Source organism: Pseudomonas sp. LARHCG127 (genome assembly GCF_052871455.1).
On the sequence record NZ_JBIXJT010000015.1, the window covers coordinates 35,151 to 62,029 of the forward strand.

The 26,879-nt window shown below is 61.5% G+C and carries 24 protein-coding genes; 16 read left to right on the top strand and 8 right to left on the bottom strand.

The features are described from left to right. Positions 1-21 precede the first annotated feature (21 nt). On the bottom strand, positions 22-1,647 hold the full coding sequence (locus ACIPQ1_RS22975; protein ID WP_250964309.1) for an ABC transporter substrate-binding protein: 1,626 nt from the start codon (positions 1,645-1,647) through the stop codon (positions 22-24). A gap of 1,442 nt (positions 1,648-3,089) precedes the next feature. Between ACIPQ1_RS22975 and ACIPQ1_RS22980 the strand changes: the two genes are divergently transcribed. The 4 genes from ACIPQ1_RS22980 (at position 3,090) to ACIPQ1_RS22995 (ending at position 5,208) form a co-directional block, all read left to right on the top strand. Next, positions 3,090-3,404: a DUF6124 family protein gene (locus ACIPQ1_RS22980; RefSeq protein ID WP_411386488.1), complete on the top strand. Its 315-nt coding sequence runs from the start codon at positions 3,090-3,092 to the stop codon at positions 3,402-3,404. A 342-nt stretch (positions 3,405-3,746) separates the two neighbouring features. Next, complete coding sequence (locus tag ACIPQ1_RS22985) at positions 3,747-4,031, top strand: type II toxin-antitoxin system Phd/YefM family antitoxin (RefSeq protein ID WP_144922719.1); 285 nt, start codon at positions 3,747-3,749, stop codon at positions 4,029-4,031. Continuing rightward, positions 3,997-4,305, top strand: a complete 309-nt coding sequence (locus tag ACIPQ1_RS22990; protein WP_250964311.1) for a Txe/YoeB family addiction module toxin — start codon at positions 3,997-3,999, stop codon at positions 4,303-4,305. Before ACIPQ1_RS22985 ends, ACIPQ1_RS22990 begins: the two co-directional genes overlap by 35 nt. A 519-nt stretch (positions 4,306-4,824) precedes the next feature. Further along, positions 4,825-5,208: a DUF6124 family protein gene (locus tag ACIPQ1_RS22995; protein WP_446534823.1), complete on the top strand. Its 384-nt coding sequence runs from the start codon at positions 4,825-4,827 to the stop codon at positions 5,206-5,208. 199 nt (positions 5,209-5,407) lie between these two features. Here ACIPQ1_RS22995 and ACIPQ1_RS23000 read toward each other — a convergent pair whose 3' ends face one another. Further along, positions 5,408-6,130, bottom strand: coding sequence for an SIMPL domain-containing protein (locus ACIPQ1_RS23000; RefSeq protein ID WP_411386490.1), 723 nt, complete (start codon positions 6,128-6,130; stop codon positions 5,408-5,410). Positions 6,131-6,471: 341 nt separating this feature from the next. On the opposite strand from ACIPQ1_RS23000, the gene ACIPQ1_RS23005 reads away from it, so the two are divergent. The 9 genes from ACIPQ1_RS23005 (at position 6,472) to ACIPQ1_RS23045 (ending at position 18,365) form a co-directional block, all read left to right on the top strand. After that, positions 6,472-7,731, top strand: coding sequence for an ATP-binding protein (locus tag ACIPQ1_RS23005; protein ID WP_446534824.1), 1,260 nt, complete (start codon positions 6,472-6,474; stop codon positions 7,729-7,731). Next, positions 7,728-8,288, top strand: coding sequence for a response regulator transcription factor (locus tag ACIPQ1_RS23010; protein WP_003177957.1), 561 nt, complete (start codon positions 7,728-7,730; stop codon positions 8,286-8,288). The genes ACIPQ1_RS23005 and ACIPQ1_RS23010 overlap by 4 nt, the downstream gene beginning before the upstream one ends. A gap of 91 nt (positions 8,289-8,379) precedes the next feature. Continuing rightward, complete coding sequence (locus ACIPQ1_RS23015) at positions 8,380-10,107, top strand: ABC transporter ATP-binding protein/permease (RefSeq protein ID WP_446534825.1); 1,728 nt, start codon at positions 8,380-8,382, stop codon at positions 10,105-10,107. Positions 10,108-10,252: 145 nt separating this feature from the next. After that, on the top strand, positions 10,253-10,999 hold the full coding sequence (locus ACIPQ1_RS23020; RefSeq protein ID WP_250964315.1) for a FadR/GntR family transcriptional regulator: 747 nt from the start codon (positions 10,253-10,255) through the stop codon (positions 10,997-10,999). Between the two features lie 528 nt (positions 11,000-11,527). Next, positions 11,528-12,439, top strand: coding sequence for a 5-dehydro-4-deoxyglucarate dehydratase (kdgD, locus tag ACIPQ1_RS23025; protein ID WP_411386492.1), 912 nt, complete (start codon positions 11,528-11,530; stop codon positions 12,437-12,439). Between the two features lie 129 nt (positions 12,440-12,568). Next, the gene (locus ACIPQ1_RS23030) at positions 12,569-14,014 is read left to right on the top strand and encodes an aldehyde dehydrogenase family protein (RefSeq protein WP_250964317.1); all 1,446 of its coding nucleotides are present in this window, start codon (positions 12,569-12,571) and stop codon (positions 14,012-14,014) included. Between the two features lie 166 nt (positions 14,015-14,180). Continuing rightward, complete coding sequence (locus ACIPQ1_RS23035) at positions 14,181-15,545, top strand: MFS transporter (RefSeq protein WP_411386493.1); 1,365 nt, start codon at positions 14,181-14,183, stop codon at positions 15,543-15,545. Positions 15,546-15,557: 12 nt separating this feature from the next. Next, positions 15,558-17,111, top strand: coding sequence for a galactarate dehydratase (gene garD / locus ACIPQ1_RS23040; protein WP_411386494.1), 1,554 nt, complete (start codon positions 15,558-15,560; stop codon positions 17,109-17,111). A 312-nt stretch (positions 17,112-17,423) separates the two neighbouring features. Further along, positions 17,424-18,365, top strand: coding sequence for an AEC family transporter (locus ACIPQ1_RS23045; RefSeq protein WP_186710660.1), 942 nt, complete (start codon positions 17,424-17,426; stop codon positions 18,363-18,365). Between the two features lie 132 nt (positions 18,366-18,497). Here the strand turns inward: ACIPQ1_RS23045 and ACIPQ1_RS23050 are convergent, their stop codons facing one another. The 6 genes from ACIPQ1_RS23050 to gatC all read right to left on the bottom strand — a co-directional run bounded on the left by ACIPQ1_RS23050 (position 18,498) and on the right by gatC (position 23,760). Further along, positions 18,498-18,878, bottom strand: a complete 381-nt coding sequence (locus ACIPQ1_RS23050; protein WP_003177973.1) for a carboxymuconolactone decarboxylase family protein — start codon at positions 18,876-18,878, stop codon at positions 18,498-18,500. Then, positions 18,875-19,936: a calcium/sodium antiporter gene (locus ACIPQ1_RS23055; protein WP_411387463.1), complete on the bottom strand. Its 1,062-nt coding sequence runs from the start codon at positions 19,934-19,936 to the stop codon at positions 18,875-18,877. The genes ACIPQ1_RS23050 and ACIPQ1_RS23055 overlap by 4 nt, the downstream gene beginning before the upstream one ends. A 49-nt stretch (positions 19,937-19,985) precedes the next feature. Further along, a complete protein-coding gene (locus tag ACIPQ1_RS23060; protein WP_122568889.1) occupies positions 19,986-20,363 on the bottom strand; it encodes a septal ring lytic transglycosylase RlpA family protein in 378 nt (125 codons plus the stop codon). Positions 20,364-20,548: 185 nt separating this feature from the next. Next, positions 20,549-21,994, bottom strand: coding sequence for an Asp-tRNA(Asn)/Glu-tRNA(Gln) amidotransferase subunit GatB (gatB, locus tag ACIPQ1_RS23065; RefSeq protein ID WP_446534826.1), 1,446 nt, complete (start codon positions 21,992-21,994; stop codon positions 20,549-20,551). 10 nt (positions 21,995-22,004) lie between these two features. Then, a complete protein-coding gene (gatA, locus tag ACIPQ1_RS23070; protein WP_411386495.1) occupies positions 22,005-23,456 on the bottom strand; it encodes an Asp-tRNA(Asn)/Glu-tRNA(Gln) amidotransferase subunit GatA in 1,452 nt (483 codons plus the stop codon). A 16-nt stretch (positions 23,457-23,472) separates the two neighbouring features. Next, positions 23,473-23,760, bottom strand: coding sequence for an Asp-tRNA(Asn)/Glu-tRNA(Gln) amidotransferase subunit GatC (gatC, locus tag ACIPQ1_RS23075; protein WP_039592252.1), 288 nt, complete (start codon positions 23,758-23,760; stop codon positions 23,473-23,475). A gap of 214 nt (positions 23,761-23,974) precedes the next feature. Between gatC and mreB the strand changes: the two genes are divergently transcribed. The 3 genes from mreB to mreD all read left to right on the top strand — a co-directional run bounded on the left by mreB (position 23,975) and on the right by mreD (position 26,772). Further along, a complete protein-coding gene (gene mreB, locus ACIPQ1_RS23080; protein WP_002555108.1) occupies positions 23,975-25,012 on the top strand; it encodes a rod shape-determining protein MreB in 1,038 nt (345 codons plus the stop codon). Positions 25,013-25,183: 171 nt separating this feature from the next. Further along, positions 25,184-26,287, top strand: a complete 1,104-nt coding sequence (gene mreC / locus ACIPQ1_RS23085) for a rod shape-determining protein MreC (protein WP_250965721.1) — start codon at positions 25,184-25,186, stop codon at positions 26,285-26,287. Next, complete coding sequence (gene mreD / locus ACIPQ1_RS23090; RefSeq protein WP_003197820.1) at positions 26,284-26,772, top strand: rod shape-determining protein MreD; 489 nt, start codon at positions 26,284-26,286, stop codon at positions 26,770-26,772. Before mreC ends, mreD begins: the two co-directional genes overlap by 4 nt. Positions 26,773-26,879: the final 107 nt, after the last annotated feature.

Consider the following 26,879-nt stretch of genomic DNA (forward strand, 5'->3'; position numbering starts at 1 on the left):
GAACGCCGCCGTTGCTTGTCTTTATTTGCTGACGCTGACGCCGTAGAAGGAGTTCAAGCCAAATGGGCTGATCTTGAAGTCCTGCACGTTGGCGCGCATGGGTTGATACACCGTCGAGTGAGCGATAGGTGTCATCGGCACGGCATCCTTGAGGACATGTTGTGCCTGTTTGTACAGTTCGGTGCGCTTGGCCTGGTCGGTGGTGCGCTTGGCTTCTTTCACGAGGCCGTCGAACTTCTTGTCACACCATTTGGAGAAGTTGTTGCCGGCCAGCGAGTCGCAGCCGAACAGCACATTGAGCCAGTTGTCCGGGTCACCGTTGTCGCCGCTCCAGCCAATGATCATGGCCTGGTTCTCGCCACCTTTGGAACGCTTGATGTACTCGCCCCATTCGTAGCTGACGATGTTGACGTTCAGGCCGATCTTCTTCCAGTCGGACTGCAGCATCTCGGCCATCAGCTTGGCGTTCGGGTTGTATGGACGCTGTACCGGCATCGCCCACAAGGTGATGTTGGTGCCTTCCTTGACGCCGGCTTCCTTGAGTAGCTCCTTGGCTTTCTCAGGGTCGTACTTGGCATCCTTGATGGTGGTGTCGTAGGACCATTGGGTTGGCGGCATGGCGTTGACAGCCAACTGGCCGGCGCCCTGGTAGACCGAATCGATGATCTGCGGCTTGTTGACCGCCATGTCCAACGCCTGGCGGACTTTCAGGTCAGCCAACACGTTCGGCTCGTTGCTGCCCTTGATCTTGTCCATCACGTTGTAGGCGATGTAGCCCAGGTTGAAACCCGCCTGGTCGGGCATCTTCAGTGCCTTGTCTTCCTTCAGGGCCTTGAGGTCGGCCGGGCGTGGGAAGAGGGTGATCTGGCATTCGTTCTTCTTGAGTTTCTGCATGCGCACCGACGGGTCGGTGGTGATGGCGAAGATCAGGTTGTCGATCTTCACGTCGTCAGGCTTCCAGTAGTCCTTGTTCCCGGTGTAGCGGATGTTGGAGTCTTTCTGGTAGCTCTTGAACACGAACGGGCCAGTGCCGACCGGCTTTTGGTTGATGTCCGGGGCCTTGCCATCCTTGAGCAGCTGGGCAGCGTACTCGGCGGATTGGATCGAGGCGAAGCTCATGGCCAGGTTTTGGATGAACGCAGCGTCGACATCTTTGAGGGTGAACTTGACGGTGTGGTCGTCGACTTTATCGATCTTGGTGATGTTGGTGTCCATCCCCATGTCGGTGAAGTACGGGAATTCGGTCGGGTACGCCTTACGGAAAGGGTCGTCCTTGTTGATCATGCGATTGAACGTGAACAGTACGTCGTCGGCGTTGAATTCGCGGGTCGGCTTGAAGTACGGGGTGGTGTGGAACTTGACGCCTTCACGCAGATGGAAGGTGTAGGTAAGGCCGTCTTCGGAAATGTCCCACTTGGTGGCCAGGCCAGGAATCACGGCGGTGCCGCCGCGCTCAAACTGGGTCAGGCGGTTGAACATGGTCTCTGCAGAGGCGTCGAAGTCGGTTCCGGTGGTGTACTGACCAGGGTCGAAGCCGGCCGGGCTGCCTTCGGAGCAGAACACCAGGTTAGTCGCGGCGGAAGCGAAGGGAGCGCTGGCTAACAAGCCTGCACCGACTAAAAACGGAATGACCGCGTGTTTAAGCATGTTGGCCTCATGATTTGTTGTCATTTTTGGATTTGAGGGCGACCTCGTGAGTCGTCCTGCGGATACTTATGCAGGCCCCATACCCAATGCAAGATCCAGAGCGGTTCCAAGTCTGAAACAGTGGCACGAACGTACCTTAATGTCGCATCTGTGTAACTTCTGACGCATTTGATCGTTTGCGCGCGTTTTTTAGGGGCGATTGGCGCACTTTCCCGGTGCGCCGCGCGGCTTTGGCGCACCGGGAAGGGGCGGGTGTTACCTCTTCAAACCCATGCCGTAGAGGGGTGTAGGGCTGCATGGGCTGAGTTTGAGATCCGGCCCTTTTTGTTTATCGCTGTCGGGGGCGCCGTTATCTTCGGCCCAGGGTTCAATCGATGCACCGGCATTGCCCATGGGGGCGAGGGTGGCGCCTGGCGCAACCTTTGGCTTTCTGGAGTGGCGCCTGGGATTTTGCGCATGCTTCGGGGCGAGTCGGTCTTTTAGCCATTGATGGGGTACATATCCGTTGCTGCGGTAACGGCTACTTAGGGTTCCGCCCTTACGGCGGCTCACTTTTTTTCAAACGCCAAAAAAAGTAAGCAAAAAAGGCTTGCCCCACCACTCGGTGCCTCGCCTAGGCTCGGCATGCCCGAACGCAGGCATTGCTCCGTGGGCCGCCGCGAAGGGCCATCCATGGCCCAGCGCGGCTATCCCGGCATCCATGCCGGGATGCCCACTGCGCAATGCCTGCGTTCGGCCATCGTGGTTAACGGGGCCTCAAGATCAAAAGCCGGGCCGAGGCGGCCTTATAGCCGACGTGGCTCTTCCGCTCGTACATCTGTCAGATCTGTGGGAGCAAAGCTTGCTCGCGAGGCGGCCTGGTAGCCGACCTGGCTCTCCCGGTCATACCCCAATCCATTGTGGGAGCGAGCCTGCTCGCGAAGGCGGCCTAGTAGCCGGCCTACCTCTCACGGATGTACCCGATCAGTTATGTGCGAGTTTGTTCGCGAAGGCCTGAAAGCCTAGGCGTGAAGGATGCTCATTTCTTGCTTAAGAAAAATCTTTTGATTTTTCAAGAAGGCCTGATTTTTCGCTGTCCACATTCCATAAAACGTGGACAGTGCTCTCGTGCTGTTTTGGAAATGTCAAAACTATTACGCGACCCCGTTCTGAGAAGATCCCAGCAGAGGTCGAATCAAGATGGCTATGTCCCGTCGACCACCAAACCCGTGGCGAGGGAGCTTGCTCCCGCTGGGGCGCGAAGCGGCCCCAACAGCAGCGACTGCATCCATCTGACGTACCGAGGCGTCAGGTTTGGGGGCTGCTGCGCAGCCCAGCGGGAGCAAGCTCCCTCGCCACGGGTTTGCTGCGCCAGAAAGCGGGATGAGTCATTCATTTGTGTCGGAAGGATCACCGGCCTTGAAACGAAACATCCCACAGCTTTTTAAGATTGCCGCTCGGAAGTGGGCTCTCTAAACTTTTTACTGTCGCTGCAAAACAGCGACCGGGAGTGGGAACCCGAAATTAATAGGTCGCACCGATCAGCGCATCGACAGCCTGTTTTCCGTCACCGCGAAAGCCGATGCCGACACGCTGTTGACCAGACCTCCGAACCCCTGGCCTCGATAAAAGCCATGGCCGAGGACTTGGCTTTCGAAGTGGAAGGCACGCGGCGCAGCGTGGCGTCAGGGATTCATCAGTTGGTGGAGTTGTGTCAGTTGCTGGTGGATAAGGCGTTGGATCAGTTGCAAGCGCCGGCCAGTCCGGCTGAGGGGTAGACAGGGGCGGTCCACCTCATGGTTGGCGCCACCCGGTGAATGAGGAAGCTTGCTCCCTCGTCATTTCGTACACGTCCGAGTTGTTTGGCGCATGGTTGACTGTTGTACAGAACGTTGTACTATGCGCGAACTCAGCTCCCATCGCTTTTGCTGGATGATTGAGGAGGCACCGAGGTTTTGCCAGGTGTCAGATACCTTGTTTCCCCGCTTACCGGCGTGGATTTCAAGTACTCCGTGACTCAGCGGAGGAGACAAGTGCCCCGCTTCGATTCTGCGGGAAACTCTCAAACCACCAGGATGGCCCTGGTTTCGCCTGAGCTGGCCTCAGGAGGGAATTAGACGATGCATGTAATAACTTTTAGCCAGGCTCGTGCCGGCCTAAAGCAGACGATGGACGATGTATGCCGAGATCATGAGCCCACGGTCATCACCCGTCAGCGTGGTGATCATGTCGTAATCCTCTCATTGGAGGACTACAACTCAATGGCCGAGACGATGTATCTGTTGGGTACAGAGTCGAATGCCACGCGCTTACGCCGCTCTGTTGCGCTGCACAAAGCCGGGAAAGCCTTTGCCAAGGAGCTCCCTTTAAATGTCGGCAAAACAGAAACAGAAGAACAAAGCTAACGCCCGCGAGAACGTGGTAGTTGCATTCGTGCCAGACGGATGGGAAGACTACCAATACTGGGACGCAAACGATCCAGGCAAACACGCGACGGTAAACGAGCTTATCGAGGCATGCCTCCGTAACCCATTCAAGGGGGTCGGTCGACCCGAACCGTTGAAAGGGGATTTAACGGGCTATTGGTCCCGTCGTATCGACAAAGAACATCGCTTTGTCTATGCCTATGAGAATGACACGCTGACAGTCATTTCATGCCGCTTCCACTACACGAAGTAACGCCTGACAAAAAGCCCGCGATTGCGGGCTTCTGTATTTGTGGTGCCTTGAAAGGTGAAGTTGTCGCAGAGGGCCCGACTCCATTCATCTGACACATTGCGGTGCCGGGTTTGGGGCCGCTGCGCAGCCCAGCGGGAGCAAGCTCCCTCGCCACGGGGTTTGCTGCGTCAGGAGGCGTGATGAGTCATTCATTTGTGTAGGAAGGATCACCGGTCCTGAAACGAAACATCCCACAGCTTTTTAGGGTTGCCGCTCGGAAGTGGGCTCTCTAACCTTTGAACGTCGCTGCCTAATCAGCGACCGGGTGTGGAAACCTGAACCTTTTAACAGTGCATGGCTGAACATCGTGTTGCCGACGTCTCATTTCGTCTGCAAACTGCGTCTTGGCGGCTGTGCGTGGGCAGACTTCGGTCTGGCCGGGTCCTGTTAACCGGTATTTCCACCCCGCGTACCGCTGCCACCTATTGTCGCGTGGAAACGACACAGGGATGGCTCCAATTTCATACAGGAGTATTACATATGGATAAGTCAGTCCCCGACCCACCCTTCAACAAAACCAACCCCCTTGCCGGCTTCGACTCCATCGAAGACCTACTCAAAGACCGCGCCGCCGCCGAGCGCGCCCTCAATCATTACCTCAACCCCAAACCTCCAGAACCTAGCACCGATCAGCGCATCGACAGTCTGTTTTCCGTCACCGCCAAAGCCGACGCCGACACACTATTGACCAGCACTTCCGAAACCCTGGCCTCGATAAAAGCCATGGCCGAGGACTTGGCTTTCGAAGTGGAAGGCACGCGGCGCAGTGTGGCGTTGGGGATTCATCAGTTGGTGGAGTTGTGCCAGTTGTTGGTGGACAAGGCGCTTGATCAGCTTGAGGTACCGGCCACCCCGGCGCCGTGATCCTCCTGTGGCGAGGGAGCTTGCTCCCGCTGGGGCGCGAAGCGGCCCCAACAGCAGCGGCTCTATTGATTTGGCACACCGAGGTGTCTGGTTTGGGGCTGCTGCGCAGCCCAGCGGGAGCAAGCTCCCTCGCCACGGGAATTTTGTCGCTCGGTTTCGGTGGTTCAGTCAGTGAGCCTGGCTGAACCACCGCCGATCATCACTGCATCAACACCTCAATCGCCCCGTCTGCCGTCATCGTCACCTTGCTGGTGCCCGCTTCCACCTCAGGTGTCACCGACTCGGCATCCATCGACGCCGCTTTCATCATCATTTGCGGGCGCATGTACGGTTGTGGATAACCGTTGGTGTTGAAGTTCAGGTTGACGATTTTATAACCCTTGCCACCCAAGGCTTCAGTGGCCAGCTGGGCGCGGGCCTTGAAGGCGTTGACGGCGTCCTTGAGCAGGGCGTCCTCGCTGGTCTGGCGGGTGGCGGTGGCGATGGCGAAGTCCATGCCGCCCATTTTCATGTCGCCCAGCAGTTCGCCGGTGAGCTTGGACAGGGCGGCGAAGTCGGCGCTTTCCAGGCGCAGTTCCGCGCGTTCGCGCCAACCGGTGATTTTCCCACCTTTGTTGTCGTAGATCGGGTAGCTGTTGCGGCTGCCCTGGCTCAAGTTGATGCCCTTGACCTGTTTGGCCTGGCCGATGGCTTTGTTCAGGGTGGTGCTGACGGCGGCGGCGAGTTTGGCCGGGTCGGTGTTCTGTTCTTCGGTGTAGAGGGTGACGATCATCAGGTCGCGGGCCACTTCCTGGCTGGCTTCGGCGCGCAGGGAGATCTGGTTGTAGTGCAGCTCATCGGCGGCCAGGGCCGGCAGGCTGGCGACGGTGCCGAGGCTGAGGCTGAGGGCGAGCAGGGCGGCGGGGCGACTGAACGTGTGCATGAAAGCTCCTTGGGATGATGCGCAGGGGTTGGTTCCGGGCCTGCGTGAACGATAAGACTCTAGCGTTTATGGTTGGGTTCGCACAGTTACAACTTCTATACAGATGCGAAACGGATGCGAAGGTTGGTGGAGCTTTTGTGGCGAGGGAGCTTGCTCCCGCTCGGCTGCGTAGCAGTCGTAGTCTTTTGGGCCTGCTGCGCAGTCCAGCGGGAGCAAGCTCCCTCGCCACAGGGGGTATAGGTAGCTTGAGGGCTGTGGCGCTTTGCCGCATATCTGCCGCTGCACGCCGCGCCTTGGTTATACTCCGTGCGATTCGCCTGGAGCGCTCATCAGGAGAGCTCATGCTCGCCCCTTTGCAAATGACTTCCGCCTCTCGCCAGAACCTCTGGCGCCTGACATTCATCCGCATCCTGGTCCTGGCGGCCCAGGCCGGTTCCGTGGGGCTCGCCTATTGGTTCGACCTGCTGCCGCTGCCCTGGCTGCAACTGGCGATCACCCTGGTCTGTTCCAGCGTGCTGTGCGCGCTGACGGCGATTCGCCTGCGCGCCTCGTGGCCGGTGACCGAGTTGGAATATGCCGTACAGCTGGCCTGCGATCTGTTTATCCACAGTGCGCTGCTGTATTTCTCCGGCGGCTCCACCAATCCTTTTGTCTCCTATTACCTGGTGCCGCTGACCATCGCCGCGGTGACATTGCCGTGGCGGTATTCGCTGATCCTTTCCGGCATCGCCCTGGCGCTGTACACCTTGCTGCTGGCGCGTTTCTATCCACTGGTAACCTTCCCCATCGCCCGGGAAAACCTGCAGATCTACGGCATGTGGCTGAGTTTCGCCCTGGCCGCGGCGGTCATCACGTTTTTTGCCGCGCGCATGGCCGAGGAGCTGCGTCGCCAGGAGGAGCTGCGGGCGATCCGCCGCGAAGAAGGCCTGCGGGACGAGCAACTGTTGGCCGTTGCGACCCAGGCCGCCGGTGCCGCCCATGAGTTGGGCACGCCGCTGGCGACCATGAGTGTGCTGCTCAAGGAAATGCGCCAGGATCATAAAGACCCGGCGTTGCAGGAAGACCTCAGCGTGCTGCAGGACCAGGTCAAGCTCTGCAAGGAAACCCTGCAATACCTGGTGCGCGCCGCCGAGGCCAACCGCCGGCTGGACATCGACATGCAGGCGGTCACCTTCTGGCTCGACGATGCCCTGAATCGCTGGCATTTGATGCGTCCGGAGGCCAGCTACCGCTTCCAGTGCCTGGGCAAGGGCACTGTGCCGCGGATGGCGCCGCCGCCGGATTTGACCCAGGCCTTGCTGAACCTGTTGAACAATGCCGCCGACGCCTGCCCCGAAGGCTTGGAAGTGGTATTGGATTGGGATGCCTATGAATTGACGATCTGTATCCGCGACCACGGCGCCGGTGTGCCGCTGGCGATTGCCGAGCAGATCGGCAAACCGTTTTTCACGACCAAGGGCAAGGGTTTCGGCCTGGGCCTGTTCTTGAGCAAAGCCAGCGTGACACGCGCTGGCGGCTCGGTGAAACTCTACCCCCATGAGGAAGGCGGCACGCTCACCGAGCTGCGCCTGCCCCATGCCGACCGAGGAGACGAAACATGAGCGACGAGATCCAAGTCGACGGCGAAGAACTGCCGCACCTGCTGCTGGTGGATGACGACGCCACCTTCACCCGCGTCATGGCCCGGGCCATGTCCCGCCGCGGTTTTCGCGTGAGCACTGCAGGTTCTGCCGAGGAGGGCCTGACCATCGCCCAGGCTGACCTGCCGGACTATGCCGCCCTCGACCTGAAGATGGACGGCGATTCGGGCCTGGTACTGCTGCCCAAACTGCTGGAGCTGGACCCGGAGATGCGCGTGGTGATCCTCACCGGTTATTCGAGCATCGCCACCGCGGTCGAGGCCATCAAGCGCGGCGCTTGCAACTACCTGTGCAAACCAGCGGATGCCGATGACGTGCTGGCGGCGCTGTTGTCCGAACACGCCGACCTCGACACCCTGGTGCCGGAAAACCCCATGTCGGTGGATCGCCTGCAATGGGAACACATCCAGCGCGTGCTGACCGAGCACGAAGGCAATATCTCCGCCACCGCCCGCGCCTTGGGCATGCATCGGCGAACCTTGCAGCGCAAATTGCAAAAGCGTCCTGTGCGTCGCTGAACCTGCGCTGAACAAATGCTGTCCACCCTCGCGACACATCGGGCCGTTGCTTTATGATCGGCCCGAGTTTTTTCTCCTATGAGCCTTAACCATGAATCAGAACGCTGAATATTCCGCGGTCAATGACGCGGTGCGCGGCCAGTTTTTCCGCCGTGTCTGGCAGATGACCACGCCGTACTGGCGCAGTGAGGAGAAGGGCAAGGCCTGGACGCTGTTGATTGCCGTCATCGCGCTGTCGTTGTTCAGCGTGGCAATCTCGGTGTGGGTCAACAGTTGGTACAGGGACTTCTATAACGCCCTCCAAGAGAAGGACACTGCGGCATTCTGGCGGTTGATCCTGTATTTCTGCGGCATTGCGGCGGTGGCGATCCTCGGCGCGGTGTACCGTTTGTATCTCACGCAGATGCTCACCATTCGCTGGCGGGCCTGGCTCACCGAGCAGCATTTTGCCCGCTGGCTCAACAACAAGAATTACTACCGGCTGGAGCAGGGCGGCTATACCGATAACCCCGACCAGCGGATTTCCGAAGACCTCAACAGTTTCACCTCCAACACACTGGAACTGGGCCTGGGGCTGCTTCGCACGGTCGTCAGCCTAGTGTCGTTCTCGATTATCTTGTGGGGCGTGTCAGGCAGCATCGAAGTGTTCGGCTACACCATCCCTGGCTATATGTTCTGGTGCGCGTTGGTATATGCGGCGGTGGGCAGTTGGCTGACGCACTTGATCGGCCGTCGCCTGATCGGCCTGAATAACAACCAGCAGCGTTTCGAAGCCGACCTGCGTTTTTCCATGGTGCGGGTGCGCGAGAACGCCGAGAGCATCGCGCTGTATGGCGGCGAGCCCAACGAGAATCGTCGCCTGAGCGGTCGTTTCGGCCTGGTCTGGCACAACTTCTGGGACATCATGCGGGTGTCCAAGCGCCTGACGTTCTTCACGTCCGGCTACGGCCAGATCGCGATCATCTTCCCGTTCATCGTCGCCGCGCCGCGTTATTTCGCGGGCAAGATCCAGCTGGGCGAGCTTATGCAGATCAACTCCGCGTTCGGTAACGTGCAGGAGAACTTCAGTTGGTTCATCACCGCCTACGCCAACCTCGCCGCGTGGCGCGCCACCTGTGACCGTCTGCTGAGTTTCCGCCAGGCGATGAGTGACAACGAAGACCGCGTGCCGGCCATCGATGTGCAGAACCAGGGCGACGCGTTGGCGGTCCGCAACCTCGGGTTGGACCTGGCTGACGGGCGTCATCTGCTCGACAACGCCGATATGAATGTGGAACCTGGCGAGCGGGTCATGCTCAGCGGTCGTTCCGGCAGCGGCAAATCCACCCTGTTGCGCGCGATGGGGCATTTGTGGCCTGCGGGGCACGGGACGATCCGGCTTCCGGCGGCGCGCTATTTGTTCCTGCCGCAAAAACCCTACCTGCCGATTGGCAGCCTGCGGGAAGTATTGAGTTATCCACAGGCCGGCGATGTCTACCCCAACGAACGTTATGCACAGGTGCTGGAAACCTGCCGCCTGCCGCACCTGATCCCGCGCCTGGACGAAAGCAACCACTGGCAGCGCATGCTCTCGCCTGGCGAGCAACAACGCCTGGCCTTTGCCCGCGCATTGCTTTATGCACCGCTTTGGTTGTACATGGACGAAGCGACCTCGGCGATGGATGAAGAAGACGAGGCGACGCTGTATCAGGCGCTTATCGACCAGCTGCCGGGCCTGAGCATTGTCAGCGTTGGTCACCGAAGCAGTTTGAAACGGTTCCATCCGCGACATGTGCGTATCGAAAATGGCCAACTGGTGGAGCGCACCGTAACCGCATAAACACCACAAAACCTGTGGGAGCGAGTCTGCTCGCGAAGCAGCCGACTCGGTGCCAGCACCCGACTCGCCACTGCACCCCCGGTGATCGTACAACCACGTTGCGCTATGATGTTGTCATTCAGCCGCTTGCCGAGACACAGACACAATGGAAAACCCGATCGACGTACCCCGCCTTCCCCGCAAGCGCCGCAGCCTGGCGCAGGAGCTGGTGACGGTGCTGACCGAGCAGATTCGCGACGGTCTGCTCAAGCGCGGTGATAAATTGCCCACCGAGTCGGCGATCATGGAAGCCCATGGTGTCAGCCGCACCGTGGTGCGCGAGGCGATTTCCCGGTTGCAGGCGGCCGGCCAGGTGGAAACTCGCCATGGCATCGGCACCTTCGTGCTGGACACGCCCAGCCCGAGCGGTTTCCGCATCGACCCGGCCACCGTGGTTACCTTGCGGGACGTGTTGGCGATCCTGGAATTGCGCATCAGCCTGGAGGTGGAATCCGCCGGGCTCGCGGCGCAGCGTCGCAGCGACGAGCAACTGGCGACGATGCGTGCCGCCCTCGACGCCTTGCAGGAAAGCGCCGCCCATGCCAGCGACGCGGTGGCCTCGGACTTCGCCTTCCACCTGGAAATCGCCCTGTCCACCGGCAACCGCTACTTCACCGACATCATGACCCACCTGGGCACCAGCATCATCCCGCGTACCCGGCTGAACTCGGCGCGCCTGGCCCACGACGACCACCAGCACTACATGGACCGCCTGAGCCGTGAGCACGAGGAAATCTACGAAGCCATCGCCCGCCAGGACTCCGACGCCGCCCGTGCGGCCATGCGCTTGCACCTGACCAACAGCCGGGAAAGGCTGCGCCAGGCCCATGAAGAGGCGCAGGCGCAGGGCTGAATCGCATACTGCTCTGGCGGCATGATTGCTTGTGTGGCGAGGGAGCTTGCTCCCGCTCGACTGCGAAGCAGTCGCCGCCTTGTTAAGAGCGATTGGTCGAAAGAGCTGAGGGGTCGCTTCGCCCGAGGCGTCGGACCAGCCCAGCGGGAGCAAGCTCCCTCGCCACAGGAAATCCCCTCGCCACAGCGGAGCGGTGTCCGGCTTTGTATCCGTGTGCCCGTCTGGACCTACGGCCGGGCCTCGCACGGCCATACGTGGGTTAGGGCCCCATGCCGTAACGGCGCCTACTGGCAGCGTTGACAGTGACGACGAGCGGTCCTGATGCTCGTCCGGCAAGTTTCATCCGTCTTCCAATCTCCTCCAAAGCCCCGGTTTGCAAGGCTGCAAGGCGATTTCCCCTGGGCCAGGCCCCGACAAAAGACGAAATGCAGTTGACGTTCACATTTTAAGTTGTACGATGACCTACAACTTCACATGAAGCTGAACCGTTTCCTACAACACAACATTTGCGTCCAGGGTGTTCGAATAATGAATCCACAAGAACTGAAGTCCATCCTCTCGTCTGGCCTGCTGTCGTTCCCGGTCACCGATTTCACTGCCAATGGCGATTTCAATCGCGACAGCTACATCAAGCGCCTTGAGTGGCTGGCCCCGTACGGCGCCTCTGCACTGTTCGCAGCGGGCGGCACCGGTGAATTCTTCTCCCTGGCCGCCAGCGAGTATTCCCAAGTCATCAAGACGGCTGTCGATACCTGCGCCACCAGCGTGCCAATCCTCGCCGGCGTCGGCGGTGCCACCCGCCAGGCCATCGAGTACGCTCAAGAAGCCGAGCGCCTGGGTGCCAAGGGCCTGTTGCTGCTGCCGCACTACCTGACCGAAGCCAGCCAGGACGGCGTTGCCGCCCACGTTGAAGCCGTGTGCAAATCGGTAAAAATCGGCGTGGTGGTGTACAACCGCAACGTTTGCCGCCTGAACGCCGCTCAGCTGGAGCAACTGGCCGAGCGCTGCCCGAACCTGATCGGCTACAAGGATGGCCTGGGCGATATCGAACTGATGGTGTCGATCCGTCGTCGCCTCGGCGATCGTTTCAGCTACCTGGGCGGCCTGCCGACCGCTGAAGTCTACGCTGCGGCCTACAAGGCCCTGGGCGTGCCGGTCTACTCCTCGGCGGTGTTCAACTTCATCCCGAAAACCGCGATGGACTTCTACCACGCCATTGCCCGCGAAGATCACGCCACTGTCGGCAAGATCATCGACGACTTCTTCCTGCCTTACCTGGACATCCGCAACCGCAAGGCTGGTTACGCGGTGAGCATCGTCAAGGCCGGTGCGAAGATCGTTGGCTATGACGCGGGCCCTGTGCGCACGCCGCTGACCGACCTGCTGCCAGAAGAATACGAAGCCCTGGCCGCGCTGATCGACAAGCAAGGCAAGCAGTAACAGACCCGACAAGGCCGCTGAGCAATCAGCGGCTTTTTGCGTAAGGCTTGATCGTTTCCGCGCATCGCGTGGAAATGCAGCCAGGGACGCACTGCGTTCCTAGACAGCTTTTGTGAGAGGAGAAGCTCCGTGGCAGATGCAAAGCGTTTCGATAACTACATCAACGGTGAGTGGGTGGCCGGTGCTGACTATTGCACCAACATCAACCCGTCTGACTTGTCCGATGTCATCGGTGAATACGCCAAGGCTGACGCAGCGCAAGTCAACGCCGCCATCGAAGCCGCCCGCGCCGCGTTCCCGGCCTGGTCGACCTCGGGCATCCAGGCCCGCCATGATGCGCTGGACAAAGTCGGCACCGAGATCCTCGCCCGTCGGGAAGAACTCGGCCAACTGCTGGCCCGGGAAGAGGGCAAGACCCTGCCCGAGGCCATCGGTGAAGTGACCCGCGCCGGCAACATTTTCAAATTTTTCGCCGGTGAATGCCTGCGCCTGTCCGGCGACTACGTGCCGTCGGTGCGCCCGGGCGTCAACGTCGAAGTGACCCGCGAAGCCCTCGGCGTGGTTGGCCTGATCACCCCGTGGAACTTCCCGATCGCCATTCCTGCATGGAAAATCGCCCCGGCCCTGGCCTACGGCAACTGCGTGGTGATCAAGCCCGCCGAATTGGTACCGGGCTGCGCCTGGGCCCTGGCCGAGATCATTTCCCGTGCCGGTTTCCCGGCCGGTGCGTTCAACCTGGTGATGGGCAGCGGCCGCGTGGTCGGTGACATCCTGGTCAACAGCCCGAAAGTCGACGGCATCAGCTTCACCGGTTCCGTGGGCGTAGGCCGCCAGATCGCTGTCAACTGCGTGGCGCGCCAGGCCAAGGTGCAGTTGGAAATGGGCGGCAAGAACCCGCAAATCATCCTCGACGACGCCGACCTCAAGCAGGCCGTCGAACTGGCGGTGCAGAGCGCGTTCTACTCCACCGGCCAGCGTTGCACGGCCTCCAGTCGCCTGATCGTCACCGCCGGCATCCACGACAAGTTCGTCGAGGCCATGGCCGAGCGCATGCAGTCGATCAAGGTCGGTCATGCGCTGAAAGCTGGCACCGACATTGGCCCGGTGGTTTCCGAAGCCCAGCTCAGCCAGGATTTGAAGTACATCGACATCGGCCAGAGCGAAGGTGCGCGGCTAGTCAGCGGTGGCGGCCTGGTGACGTGCGACACCGAAGGTTATTTCCTGGCGCCGACTCTGTTCGCCGACAGCGAAGCCTCGATGCGCATCAGCCGCGAAGAGATCTTCGGCCCGGTGGCCAACGTCGTGCGCGTGGCCGACTACGAGGCGGCGCTGGCGATGGCCAACGACACCGAGTTCGGTCTGTCGGCTGGTATTGCTACCACCTCGCTGAAGTACGCCAACCACTTCAAGCGCCATTCCCAGGCGGGCATGGTGATGGTCAACCTGCCAACCGCCGGCGTGGATTACCACGTGCCATTCGGCGGGCGCAAAGGTTCGTCCTATGGTTCGCGTGAGCAAGGTCGCTACGCGCAAGAGTTCTACACCGTGGTGAAGACCGCTTATATCGGCTCCTGATACACCGCAACACACCTGTAGGAGCTGCCGAAGGCTGCGATCTTTTGACTTTCGCTTGGAGCTCAAGTGTCTGGGGCAAGATCGCAGCCTCGTTGCACTCGAAAGCTCCTACAGGGCTTAACACAACATTTACCCGCATAAAAATAAATAGTGGGAGTACTGTTACATGCAAGAGACCAAGCCGACCCGCGTCCGCTATTTGATCCTGCTCATGCTGTTTTTGGTGACGACGATCAACTATGCCGACCGCGCCACCATCGCAATTGCTGGCTCCAGCCTGCAAAAAGACCTCGGCATCGATGCCGTCACCCTCGGTTATATCTTCTCCGCTTTCGGCTGGGCCTACGTGGCCGGGCAGATTCCCGGCGGCTGGCTGCTCGACCGTTTCGGCTCGAAAAAAATCTATGCCTTGAGCATTTTCACCTGGTCGCTGTTCACCGTGCTGCAGGGCTATGTCGGTGAATTCGGCGTGTCCACGGCCGTGGTTGCGCTGTTCATGCTGCGCTTTTTGGTGGGGTTGGCCGAAGCGCCTTCGTTCCCGGGCAACGCCCGGATCGTCGCCGCCTGGTTCCCTACCGCAGAACGCGGCACCGCCTCGGCGATCTTCAACTCGGCGCAGTATTTCGCCACCGTGTTGTTCGCACCGCTGATGGGCTGGATCGTCTACCGCTTCGGCTGGCAGCACGTGTTCATCGTGATGGGCGTGATCGGCATCGTGTTCTCGTTGATCTGGTTGAAAGTGATCTACAGTCCGCGTCAGCATCCGATGATCAACGAGGCCGAGTTCAATCACATCGCTGCCAACGGCGCGATGGTCGACATGGACCAGGACAAGGGCAAGGATAAAAAAACCGACGGTCCGAAGTGGGATTACATCCGCCAACTGCTGACCAACCGCATGATGCTCGGCGTATACCTGGGCCAGTACTGCATCAACGGCATCACCTACTTCTTCCTGACCTGGTTCCCGGTGTACCTGGTGCAGGAACGCGGCATGACCATCCTCAAGGCCGGTTTCATCGCCTCCTTGCCGGCCATCTGCGGGTTTATCGGTGGCGTCCTCGGCGGGGTGATTTCCGACTACCTGCTGCGCAAGGGCCACTCGCTGACCTTCGCCCGCAAGGCGCCGATCATCGCCGGCCTGCTGGTGTCGAGCAGCATCGTGGCGTGCAACTACGTCGACATCGAATGGATGGTGGTGGGCTTCATGGCCCTGGCGTTCTTCGGTAAAGGCGTCGGCGCACTGGGCTGGGCGGTGGTGTCCGACACCTCGCCAAAACAGATCGCCGGCTTGAGCGGCGGCCTGTTCAACACCTTCGGCAACCTGGCGTCGATCACTACGCCAATCGTCATCGGCTACATCATCAGTTCCACCGGTTCGTTCAAATGGGCGCTGGTGTTCGTCGGTTGCAACGCGCTGATGGCGGTGTTCAGCTACCTGGTCATCGTGGGCCCGATCAAGCGTGTGGTGCTCAAGGAACCCACGGCCAAGGATGCCGATATCTCCAGCCTGTCTGAAGCCAAATCCTGAGGAATGGCGTCCATGAATCTGATTGAACATGCCGATTCGCCCCGTTACATCCGCTTGCACGAGCGGGACAACGTGGTGATCGTCGTCAACGACCAGGGCGTACCGGCCGGGACCGAATTCCCGGACGGCCTGGTCACCGTCGACTTCGTGCCGCAGAGCCACAAGGTTACCCTGGTGGACATTCCCGAGGGCGGCGAGGTGATTCGCTACGGCCAGGTCATCGGCTACGCGCTGCAACCGATCCCTCGCGGCAGTTGGGTCAAGGAAGACCAGTTGCGCATGCCTACCGCGCCGCCACTGGACAGCTTGCCGTTGTCCACCGACGTGCCGGTGGCCGATGCGCCGCTGGAGGGCTACACCTTCGAGGGTTACCGCAACGCCGACGGCACCGTCGGCACGCGCAACATCCTCGGTATCACCACCACGGTGCAGTGCGTGACCGGTGTGCTGGACCATGCGGTCAAGCGCATCAAGGACGAACTGCTGCCCAAGTACCCGAACGTCGATGACGTGGTGGCGCTGACCCACAGCTATGGCTGTGGCGTGGCGATCACCGCCACCGACGCCTACATCCCGATTCGCACCGTGCGCAACCTGGCGCGCAACCCGAACCTGGGGGGCGAGGCACTGGTGATCAGCCTGGGCTGCGAGAAATTGCAGGCCGGGCAGGTGATGCATGAAGGCGACAGTTCGGTGGACCTCAGCGAGCCGTGGCTGTATCGCTTGCAGGATTCCAGTCACGGTTTCACCGAGATGATCGAACAGATCATGGAACTGGCCGAGACCCGCCTGAAGAAACTCGACCAGCGCCGTCGCGAAACCGTACCCGCCTCGGAGCTGATCCTGGGCATGCAGTGCGGCGGCAGCGATGCGTTTTCCGGTATCACCGCCAACCCGGCCCTAGGCTATGCCTCGGACCTGTTGCTGCGGGCTGGCGCGACGGTGATGTTTTCCGAAGTCACCGAAGTACGCGATGCGATCTACCTGCTGACCTCCCGGGCGCAAACCGAGGAAGTCGCCCAGGAGCTGGTGCGGGAAATGGACTGGTACGACCGTTACCTGGCCAAGGGCGAAGCCGATCGCAGTGCCAACACCACACCGGGCAACAAGAAGGGCGGGCTGTCGAACATCGTCGAGAAGTCCCTGGGCTCGATCGTCAAGTCTGGCAGCAGCGCAATCAACGGCGTGCTTGGCCCGGGCGAGCGATTCAAGCAAAAGGGCCTGATTTTCTGCGCCACACCGGCCAGCGATTTTGTCTGCGGCACGTTGCAACTGGCGGCGGGGATGAACTTGCATGTATTCACCACCGGCCGGGGCACACCGTACGGCCTGGCGATGGCGCCAGTGGTAAAGGTCTCGACCCGTACCGAACTGGCCCAGCGCTGGCCGGACCTGATCGACATCGACGCCGGCCGCATCGCCACTGGACGGGCGACCATCGAGGAACTGGGTTGGGAGCTGTTTCACTACTACCTGGACGTGGCCAGCGGCAAGAAACAGACCTGGGCCGAGCGGCACAAGCTGTACAACGACATCACCTTGTTCAACCCGGCGCCGATTACCTGATCCGGCGCTGATCGCGAGCAAGCTCGCTCCACAGGGATGTGGGGTGAGTGTGGGTTTTGCGATCGCAGGAGAACCAGTGTGGGAGCGAGCTTGCTCGCGATGGGGGCGGTACATTCAGCATTGATGCAAGCTGACCCGGCGCTATCGCGAGCAAGCTCGCTCCCACAGGGGGATATGGGGTGAGTGTGGATTTGTGTTCGACGCAGGACAAATGTGGGAGCGAGCCTGCTCGCGAAGAGGCTCGACCAGACGCCAATGCCGTGAGTGGCTTATCATTAGCCACCTAACGACACCCTTCTCAAGGTCCCCGGCATGCTGGCAATTTTCCTCGAAACCCTGAACGTCACCGCGCCGGTGTTCGCCATGCTGTTTCTGGGGACGCTGCTCAAGCGCATCGACTGGATCAACGACAACTTCATCCACATCGCCTCGTCCCTGGTGTTCAACGTCACCATGCCGGCGCTGTTGTTCCTTGGCATCCTGCACGCCGACCTGCACGCGGCGTTGCAGCCTGACCTGCTGATTTATTTCTCCATCGCCACCCTGGTGAGCTTTGCAATGGCCTGGGGCTGGGCCATCTGGCGTTGCCCGCGCGAAGACCGCGGCATCTACACACAGGGCGCGTTTCGCGGCAACAACGGTGTGATCGGCCTGGCGCTGGCGGCGAGCATGTATGGCGACTACGGGATTTCCCTGGGGTCGATTCTCGCGGCGCTGGTGATCCTGTTCTACAACACCTTGTCGACCATCGTGCTGGCGGTCTACAGCCCGGTGATCAAGTCCGATCCGTGGAGCATTTGCAAAAGCGTGATCAGCAACCCGCTGATCATCAGCGTGATCGCCGCCGCGCCGTTCGCCTATTGGCAGATCGGCCTGCCGAACTGGTTCGAGACCTCGGCCAAATACCTGTCGCAAATGACCTTGCCCCTGGCGCTGATCTGCATCGGCGGCACGCTGTCCCTGGCGGCCCTGCGCAAGAGCGGCAAGATGGCCCTGAGTTCGAGCCTGGTGAAAATGGTCGGCCTGCCGCTGGTGACCACCCTCGGTGCGTGGCTCTGGGGCTTTCGCGGGGCGGAACTGGGGATCCTCTTCCTGTACTTCGGCAGCCCCACCGCGGCGGCCAGCTTCGTCATGGCCCGGGCGGCCGATGGCAACCATGAACTGGCGGCGGCGATCATCGTCATCACCACCTTGATGGCGGCGATTACCACCAACCTGGGGATCTTTGTGTTGCAGTGGGGTGGGTGGATCTAGCCTCGAATTTTGCGTTGTTCTTGAGGGCCAATCGCGAGCAAGCTCGCTCCCACAGGGGATCGCGGTACAACCACAAGCCACTGTGGGAGCGAGCTTGCTCCGGGCGGCGATCCGACGATAGCGATCTAACGATCACTCAGGTTTCTGGTAGCTATCGATCACTTCCTGCGCCGCCCGAAACGCATCGATCGCCGCCGGCACGCCCGCGTACACCGCGCAATGCAGCAACGCCTCGCGAATCTCTTCCACGGTGCAGCCATTGTTCAGCGCGCCGCGCACGTGGCCCTTGAGTTCCTGCGGGCACTTGAGGGCGGTGAGGGCGGCGAGGGTGATCAGGCTGCGGGTCTTCAGCGGCAGGCCTTCGCGGCTCCAGACACTGCCCCAGGCGTGCTCATTGACGAAGTCCTGCAATGGCTGGGTGAACTCGGTGGCATTGCCCAGGGCGCGGTCGACGAACGCATCGCCCATCACTTGGCGGCGCATGTCGAGGCCGGTCTTTGGAGTGTCGGTCATGGCAAATCCCTCTTGTGGTGTTGGCGGCGCCAGGCGCGCAGGGAGGTGAACAGCAAAAACGCGAGCAGGGCCGGCAGCACGTAGAACAGCATCAGTCGTTCCAGTTGGCCGGCCAGGGGCATGCCGGTGGTGAACGAGATCACGTGCAGCCCATAGGCCGTGTACAAGCCCAGGAACAGCAGGCCTTCGGCGCGAGTGACGCGGTAGCCGGAATAGAACACCGGCAGGCACAGCACCGCCACGCCGAGCATCACCGGCAGGTCGAAATCCAGGGCGTTCGGCGACACCGACAGTGGCGTGGGCGCGGTGAGGGCGGTCACACCGAGCACGCCCAGCAGGTTGAACAGGTTACTGCCGATCACGTTGCCCACCGCAATGTCCCGCTGGCCGCGCAGGGCGGCGATCAGCGAGGTGGCCAGCTCCGGCAGCGAGGTGCTGACGGCGACGATGGTCAGGCCGATGATGCGTTCCGAAAGCCCGAGGTCCGTCGCCACTTCCACCGCCGCGCCCAGCAACAGGTGGCCGGCGAAAATCAGCATGGTCAGGCCCGCCGCAATCATCAGCACACTCTTGACCCAGGACATGTGGGCCACGTCGCCGCCCACCGGGTGCGGTCGCGCCGAGTGCCGGGACTGGCGCAACAACAGCCCGAGGTACACCGCCAGGGCCAGCAGCAGCCAGGCGCCATCCAAGCGGGTCAGTTCCTCATTCAATGCCAGCACGAACACCAGCAGGCTGGCGCCGATCATCAACGGGATGTCCAGACGCACCAGTTGGCGCGAGACGCGCAACGGAATGATCAGCGCCGACAGCCCCAGCGTGACGAGGATGTTGAAGATGCTGCTGCCGATCACACTGCCCACGGCGATGTCGGCGTTTTGCGCCAGGGTCGCCTGCAGGCTGACGGCCATTTGTGGCGCGCTGCTGCCGAACGCGACGACGGTCAGGCCGATGATCAGCGGTCGTACCTGCAGGCGTGCCGCCAGGCCCACGGCGGCGCGCACCAACAGCTCGGCGCCGCCGATCAGCAACAGCAGGGCGCCGAACAACTCGATCAGGCTGAGCAGCGGTAGGGCGGTGAGTAGGGAAATGGCCGGGCTCCGTCTATCAGTCGTCGAGGGCTTGCACACGCACCCGGGCAGTGCCGCTGCGCAACATGCCCAGTTGCTCGGCGGCTTCGCGGGACACATCGATCAAACGGCCACGAGTATACGGGCCGCGGTCGTTGATGCGGACCACGACGCTGTCGTTGTTTTTCAGGTTGGTGACTTTCACCCGGGTGCCGAACGGCAACTGGCGATGGGCGGCGGTCAGGCCATGCTGGTTGAAACGCTCGCCGCTGGCGGTGCGCTTGCCATGGTGCCGGGCACCGTAATAAGAAGCGACGCCGGTCTGGTCGTAGCCGTGTGGATCGACCGTCCCGCTCTGGCTGGCGCAACCGGCCAGCAGGGACAGCAGGGCGCAGGCGCCGAGGAGACGCTTCATGTAGGGGCTTCCCACATCAGTGTGGTTGTGAAAGTTATTGTGGCGAGGGAGCTTGCTCCCGCTGGGTCGCGCAGCGGCCCCCAACAATCTGTTGCCAGACATAGGGGGCCGCTGCGCAGCCCAGCGGGAGCAAGCTCCCTCGCCACAGGGAATTGAGCCAGATTGGAAGACTGGCTCCATGGCCATCAGCCTTCGAGCTTGCTTTTGAGCAGTTCGTTGACCTGTTGCGGGTTGGCCTTGCCCTTGGAGGCTTTCATGGCCTGGCCGACGAAGAAGCCGAACATCTTGCCGCGCTTGGCTTCGTCTGCCGCGCGGTACTGTTCGACCTGCTCGGCGTTGGCCGCGAGCATTTCATCGAGCACGGCGGAAATCGCGCCGGTGTCGGTGACCTGCTTCAAGCCGCGCTTCTCGATGATCTCGTCGGCGCTGCCTTCACCATTGGCCATGGCTTCGAACACCATCTTGGCGATCTTGCCGGAAATGGTGTTGTCCTTGATCCGCACCAGCATGCCACCCAATTGCTCGGCGGAGACCGGCGACTCATCGATTTCCAGGCCCTGCTTGTTCAACAGGCTGCCCAACTCGACCATCACCCAGTTGGCCGCCAGCTTGGCGTCGCCACCGATGCTCACGACTTTCTCGAAGTAATCGGCCTGTTCGCGGCTGGTGGCCAGGACGTTGGCGTCATAGCTCGACAGCCCGAACTGCGCCTGGAAGCGCTCGCGCTTTTGCGGCGGCAGTTCCGGCAGCGTGGCGCGCACCTCGTCGAGGAACGAGTTCTCGATGACCACCGGCAGCAGGTCCGGGTCGGGGAAGTAACGGTAGTCGTTGGCTTCCTCCTTGCTGCGCATCGGACGGGTCTCGTCTTTGTTCGGATCGTACAGGCGGGTCTGCTGGATGACCTTGCCGCCGTCCTCGATCAGTTCGATCTGGCGCTGGATCTCGCTGTTGATTGCTTTCTCGATGAAGCGGAACGAGTTGACGTTCTTGATCTCGCAGCGGGTGCCGAATTCGGCCTGGCCTTTCGGACGGATCGACACGTTGCAGTCGCAGCGCAGCGAGCCTTCGGCCATGTTGCCATCGCAGATGCCCAAGTAGCGCACCAGGGCATGGATCGCCTTGACGTAGGCCACGGCTTCCTTGGCGCTGCGCATGTCCGGCTCGGAGACGATTTCCAGCAGCGGCGTGCCCGCACGGTTCAGGTCGATGCCGGTAGCACCGTTGAATTCTTCGTGCAGGCTCTTGCCGGCGTCTTCTTCCAGGTGCGCCCGGGTGATACCGACGCGCTTGACCGTGCCATCTTCCAGGGCGATGTCCAGGTGGCCCTTGCCGACGATCGGCAGCTCCATCTGGCTGATCTGGTAGCCCTTGGGCAGGTCCGGGTAGAAGTAGTTCTTGCGGGCGAACACGTTGTGCTGGCCGATCTCGGCGTCAATCGCCAGGCCGAACATCACTGCCATGCGCACCGCTTCGGCGTTGAGCACCGGCAGCACCCCGGGCATGCCCAGGTCCACCAGGCTGGCCTGGGTGTTGGGCTCGGAACCGAATGTGGTCGAGCTACCGGAAAAGATTTTCGACCGGGTGGTGAGCTGGGTATGAATCTCCAGCCCGATCACGACTTCCCATTGCATGTGTTTCTCCTCAGAAGCCGGTTGGGGTGCGGGTGTGCCAGTCAGTGTTCAACTGATACTGGTGGGCAACATTCAACAGGCGGCCTTCCTGGAAATACGGCGCGAGCAACTGCACGCCCACCGGCAGGCCATCGACGAAACCGGCCGGCATGGACAGGCCCGGCAAGCCGGCGAGGTTGGCGGTGATGGTGTAGACGTCTTCCAGGTACTCGGCGACCGGGTCGCTGTTCTTGGCGCCGAGCTTCCAGGCCGGGTTCGGCGTGGTCGGGCCGAGGATGATGTCGACCTCGTTGAAGGCCGCCATGAAGTCGTTTTTCACCAAGCGGCGGATTTTCTGCGCCTTGAGGTAATAGGCATCGTAGTAGCCGGCGGACAACGCGTAGGCGCCGACCATGATCCGGCGCTGCACTTCGGCACCGAAGCCTTCGCCACGGGAGCGCTTGTACAGGTCGATCAGGTTTTCCGGGTTCTCGCAGCGATGGCCGAAGCGCACGCCGTCGAAGCGCGACAGGTTCGAGGACGCTTCCGCCGGAGCGATCACGTAGTACGCCGGAATGGCGTGCTGCATGTTCGGCAGGCTGATTTCCTTGATGACCGCGCCGAGCTTCTCCAGCTCCTTGACGCTGTTGTGGACCAGCTCGGCGATGCGTGGGTCGAGGCCGGCGCTGAAGTATTCCTTTGGCACGCCGATGCGCAGGCCCTGCAGCGAGCCGTTGAGGCTGGCGCTGTAGTCCGGCACGGGCTCATCGATGCTGGTGGAATCGTTCGGGTCGAAGCCGGCCATGCCTTGCAGCAGGATCGCGCAATCTTCGGCGGTGCGCGCCAGTGGGCCGCCCTGGTCGAGGCTGGAGGCGTAGGCGATCATGCCCCAGCGCGAAACGCGACCGTAGGTCGGCTTCAGGCCGGTGAGGTTGGTGAATGCCGCCGGCTGGCGAATCGAGCCGCCGGTGTCGGTGGCGGTGGCGGCTGGCAACAGGCGCGCGGCCACGGCGGCTGCGGAACCGCCGGACGAGCCGCCCGGTACGTGCTCCAGGTTCCACGGGTTCTTCACCGCGCCGTAGTAGCTCGACTCGTTGGCCGAGCCCATGGCGAATTCGTCCATGTTGGTCTTGCCCAGGGTCACGGTGCCGGCGGCGGCCAGCCTGGCGACCACGGTGGCGTCGTACGGGGCCTTGAAATTGTCGAGCATCTTCGAGCCGCAGCTGGTGCGGATGCCTTGGGTGCAGAACAAGTCCTTGTGGGCAATCGGCGCACCGAGCAGGGCGCCGCTCTCACCGTTGGCGCGCCGGGCGTCGGCAGCCTTGGCCTGGCTCAGGGCCAGTTCTTCGGTGAGGCTGATGAAACTGTTGAGCTGCGGGTCGAGCTGGGCGATGCGCGCCAGCAGGACTTGGGTCAGCTCTTCAGAGGAAAACTTTTTATCGGCGAGTCCGCGGGCGATCTCGGCCAGGGTCATGTGATGCATGAGAGGCTCTTTCCCTTTAGTCGATGACTTTCGGAACCAGGTACAGGCCGTTTTCGACCGCTGGCGCGATGGACTGGTAGGCCTCGCGATTATTGGACTCGGTCACGACGTCGGCGCGCAGGCGCTGACTGGCTTCCAGTGGGTGGGCCAGCGGTTCTATGCCGTCGGTATCGACCGCCTGCATCTCGTCGACCAGCCCTAGAATGCTGTTCAGGGCAGAAGTGATGTGTGGAAGATCGGCTTCATTGAGGCCCAGACAGGCCAGATGAGCGATTTTTTCCACGTCGGAGCGTTCAAGCGCCATGGGATTCTCCAGTGGAAAACAAAACGGACGCAGTCTGTCCGTGTGTTAGATTGTCGGAACACTACCGCATTTCTACGGTCCTACGGCCGCGATCTCGGTGTTTGGTGCACAGAAAAGCGGCCAATTTAACATATTGGCGCCTTGCCCAAAATCCCTGTCGTTGTTAGAGTTTGCCGCACTTTTTTACCCACGCGTTGCCTAGGGTCCCTTTCCCATGTTCAAGAAACTGCGTGGCATGTTTTCCAGCGATCTTTCCATCGACCTGGGCACTGCCAACACCCTTATTTACGTGCGCGAGCGCGGTATCGTCCTGAATGAACCCTCGGTCGTGGCCATCCGCACCCACGGTAACCAGAAGAGTGTCGTGGCTGTCGGTACGGAAGCCAAGCGCATGCTGGGCCGTACACCGGGCAACATCGCAGCTATTCGCCCCATGAAGGATGGCGTGATCGCCGACTTCAGCGTCTGCGAAAAGATGCTGCAGTACTTCATCAACAAGGTTCACGAAAACAGTTTCCTGCAGCCCAGCCCTCGTGTGCTGATCTGCGTGCCATGCAAGTCCACCCAGGTCGAGCGTCGTGCCATCCGTGAATCGGCCCTCGGTGCCGGTGCCCGCGAAGTGTTCCTGATCGAAGAACCGATGGCCGCTGCCATCGGTGCCGGCCTGCCGGTGGAAGAAGCCCGCGGCTCGATGGTCGTCGACATCGGTGGTGGTACCACTGAAATCGCGCTGATCTCCCTCAACGGCGTGGTCTACGCCGAATCCGTACGTGTGGGCGGCGACCGTTTCGACGAAGCGATCATCACCTATGTGCGTCGCAACTACGGCAGCCTGATCGGCGAATCCACCGCCGAGCGCATCAAGCAGGAAATCGGCACGGCCTACCCGGGCGGTGAAGTGCGTGAGGTCGACGTACGCGGTCGCAACCTGGCCGAAGGCGTTCCACGGGCCTTCACCCTCAATTCCAACGAAGTGCTCGAAGCGCTGCAAGAGTCGCTGGCGACCATCGTCCAGGCCGTCAAGAGCGCCCTGGAGCAGTCGCCGCCGGAGCTGGCCTCGGACATCGCCGAGCGCGGCCTGGTGCTGACCGGTGGTGGTGCGCTGTTGCGTGACCTCGACAAGCTGCTGGCCCAGGAAACCGGCCTGCCGGTGATCGTTGCCGAAGACCCGTTGACCTGCGTTGCTCGCGGCGGTGGCCGAGCGCTGGAAATGATGGACAAGCACACCATGGACCTGCTCTCCAGCGAATAAGTCTGGCGCAGTGGTCTATGTTGTTTGCGCCCGGGCAGCACTTTGCAGTGCTGCCCGTTGGCGTTTATCTTCTGTCATTCGTATCCAGGCCGGTTTGATGCCGTATGAATAAAGAAAACATTTGCCTGGGAGGAGCGGCCTATTAAACCGCTTTTCGCCAAAGGCCCCTCATTGGGCGTGCGCCTGCTGGTGCTGACCGTGCTATCGGTCGCGCTGATGGTGGTCGATGCCCGCTTCACGCTGCTCAAGCCTGTACGCAGCCAGATGTCGCTGGTGTTGATGGAATCCTATTGGATCACCGACCTGCCGCAGCGCTTGTGGCAAGGTGTCGCCAGCCAGTTTGGCAGCCGGACCGAACTGGTCGCCGAAAACGAAAAACTCAAGACCGAAAACCTGCTGTTGCAGGGGCGCATGCAGAAGCTGGCGGCCCTCACCGAGCAGAACGTGCGGCTGCGCGAGTTGCTCAACTCGTCCGCGCTGGTCAACGAAAAGGTCGAAGTGGCCGAGTTGATCGGCATGGACCCCAATCCGTTCACCCACCGCATCCTGATCAATAAAGGCGAGCGCGACGGCGTGGTCCTCGGCCAGCCGGTGCTCGATGCCCGGGGCCTGATGGGCCAGGTGGTGGAGTTGATGCCCTACACCTCGCGGGTGCTGCTGCTGACCGACACTACCCACAGCATCCCAGTACAGGTCAACCGCAACGGCCTGCGGGCGATTGCCAGTGGTACCGGCAACCCGGAACGCCTGGAACTGCGGCACGTAGCCGACACCGCCGACATCAAGGAAGGCGACCTGCTGGTCAGCTCCGGCCTCGGCCAGCGTTTCCCGGCCGGGTACCCGGTGGCGACGGTCAAGGAAGTCATCCATGACTCCGGCCAGCCGTTCGCGATCGTCCGCGCGGTGCCGACGGCAGCATTGAATCGCAGCCGCTATCTGCTGCTAGTCTTCAGCGACAACCGTACGCCCGAAGAGCGCGCCAACGACGCCGCCGTGGCCCAGGAAGCCCAGGACCGGCAGGGCGGCGAGTCGGTTACGCCGGCTGCGCCCGTGCCTGCACCCGCTGCGCCGGCCACGGTGCCCAAGCCTCAAGCGGCAACACCCGCTACGAGCGCACCGGCCACCACTCCGTCGACCGCACCCGCCACGCCTGCCGCGGCACCCGCCAGGCCGGCCACCCACGCACCGGCGTCCCAGCCTGCCAGGCCTGCGGCTCGACCACCGGCCTCGACACCCGCCGCTTCACCGGCGACCAGGGGAGCACGAGAAGAATGAGCAGTACCCAATCCGGTAACGGCTGGATGGTCTGGCTGACCTTCGCCATCGGCCTGTTGCTCAGCGTTTCGCCGCTGCCGCAATTCATGGAAATCCTGCGTCCCCTGTGGCTGGCCTTGTTGCTGGCCTTCTGGGCGCTGGCCTTGCCCCACAAGGTCGGCATGGTCACCGCCTGGTGCCTGGGCCTGGCCGAGGACGTGCTCTACGGCACGTTGCTGGGGCAGAACGCATTGATCCTGACGCTGATCACGTTCCTGGTGCTGTCGCTGCAACAACGCCTGCGGATGTTCCCCATGTGGCAGCAATGCCTGGTGATCCTGGTGATTTTCGGTCTGGCACAACTGGTGCAGCTGTGGCTCAGCGCACTGACCGGCAATCGTCAGCCGACCTTGGCGCTGGTCTTGCCAGCCCTGGTCAGCGCCTTGCTCTGGCCATGGGTCAGCTTCGGTTTGCGTGGCCTGCGCCTGCGTTTCAAAATCAACTGATTCGCGCAGGATATCGACACTTTTTTGATGACTTACATCCCTGTGGCGAGGGAGCTTGCTCCCGCTCGGTTGCGTAGCGACCGTAGGATTGGGGCCGCTACGCAGCC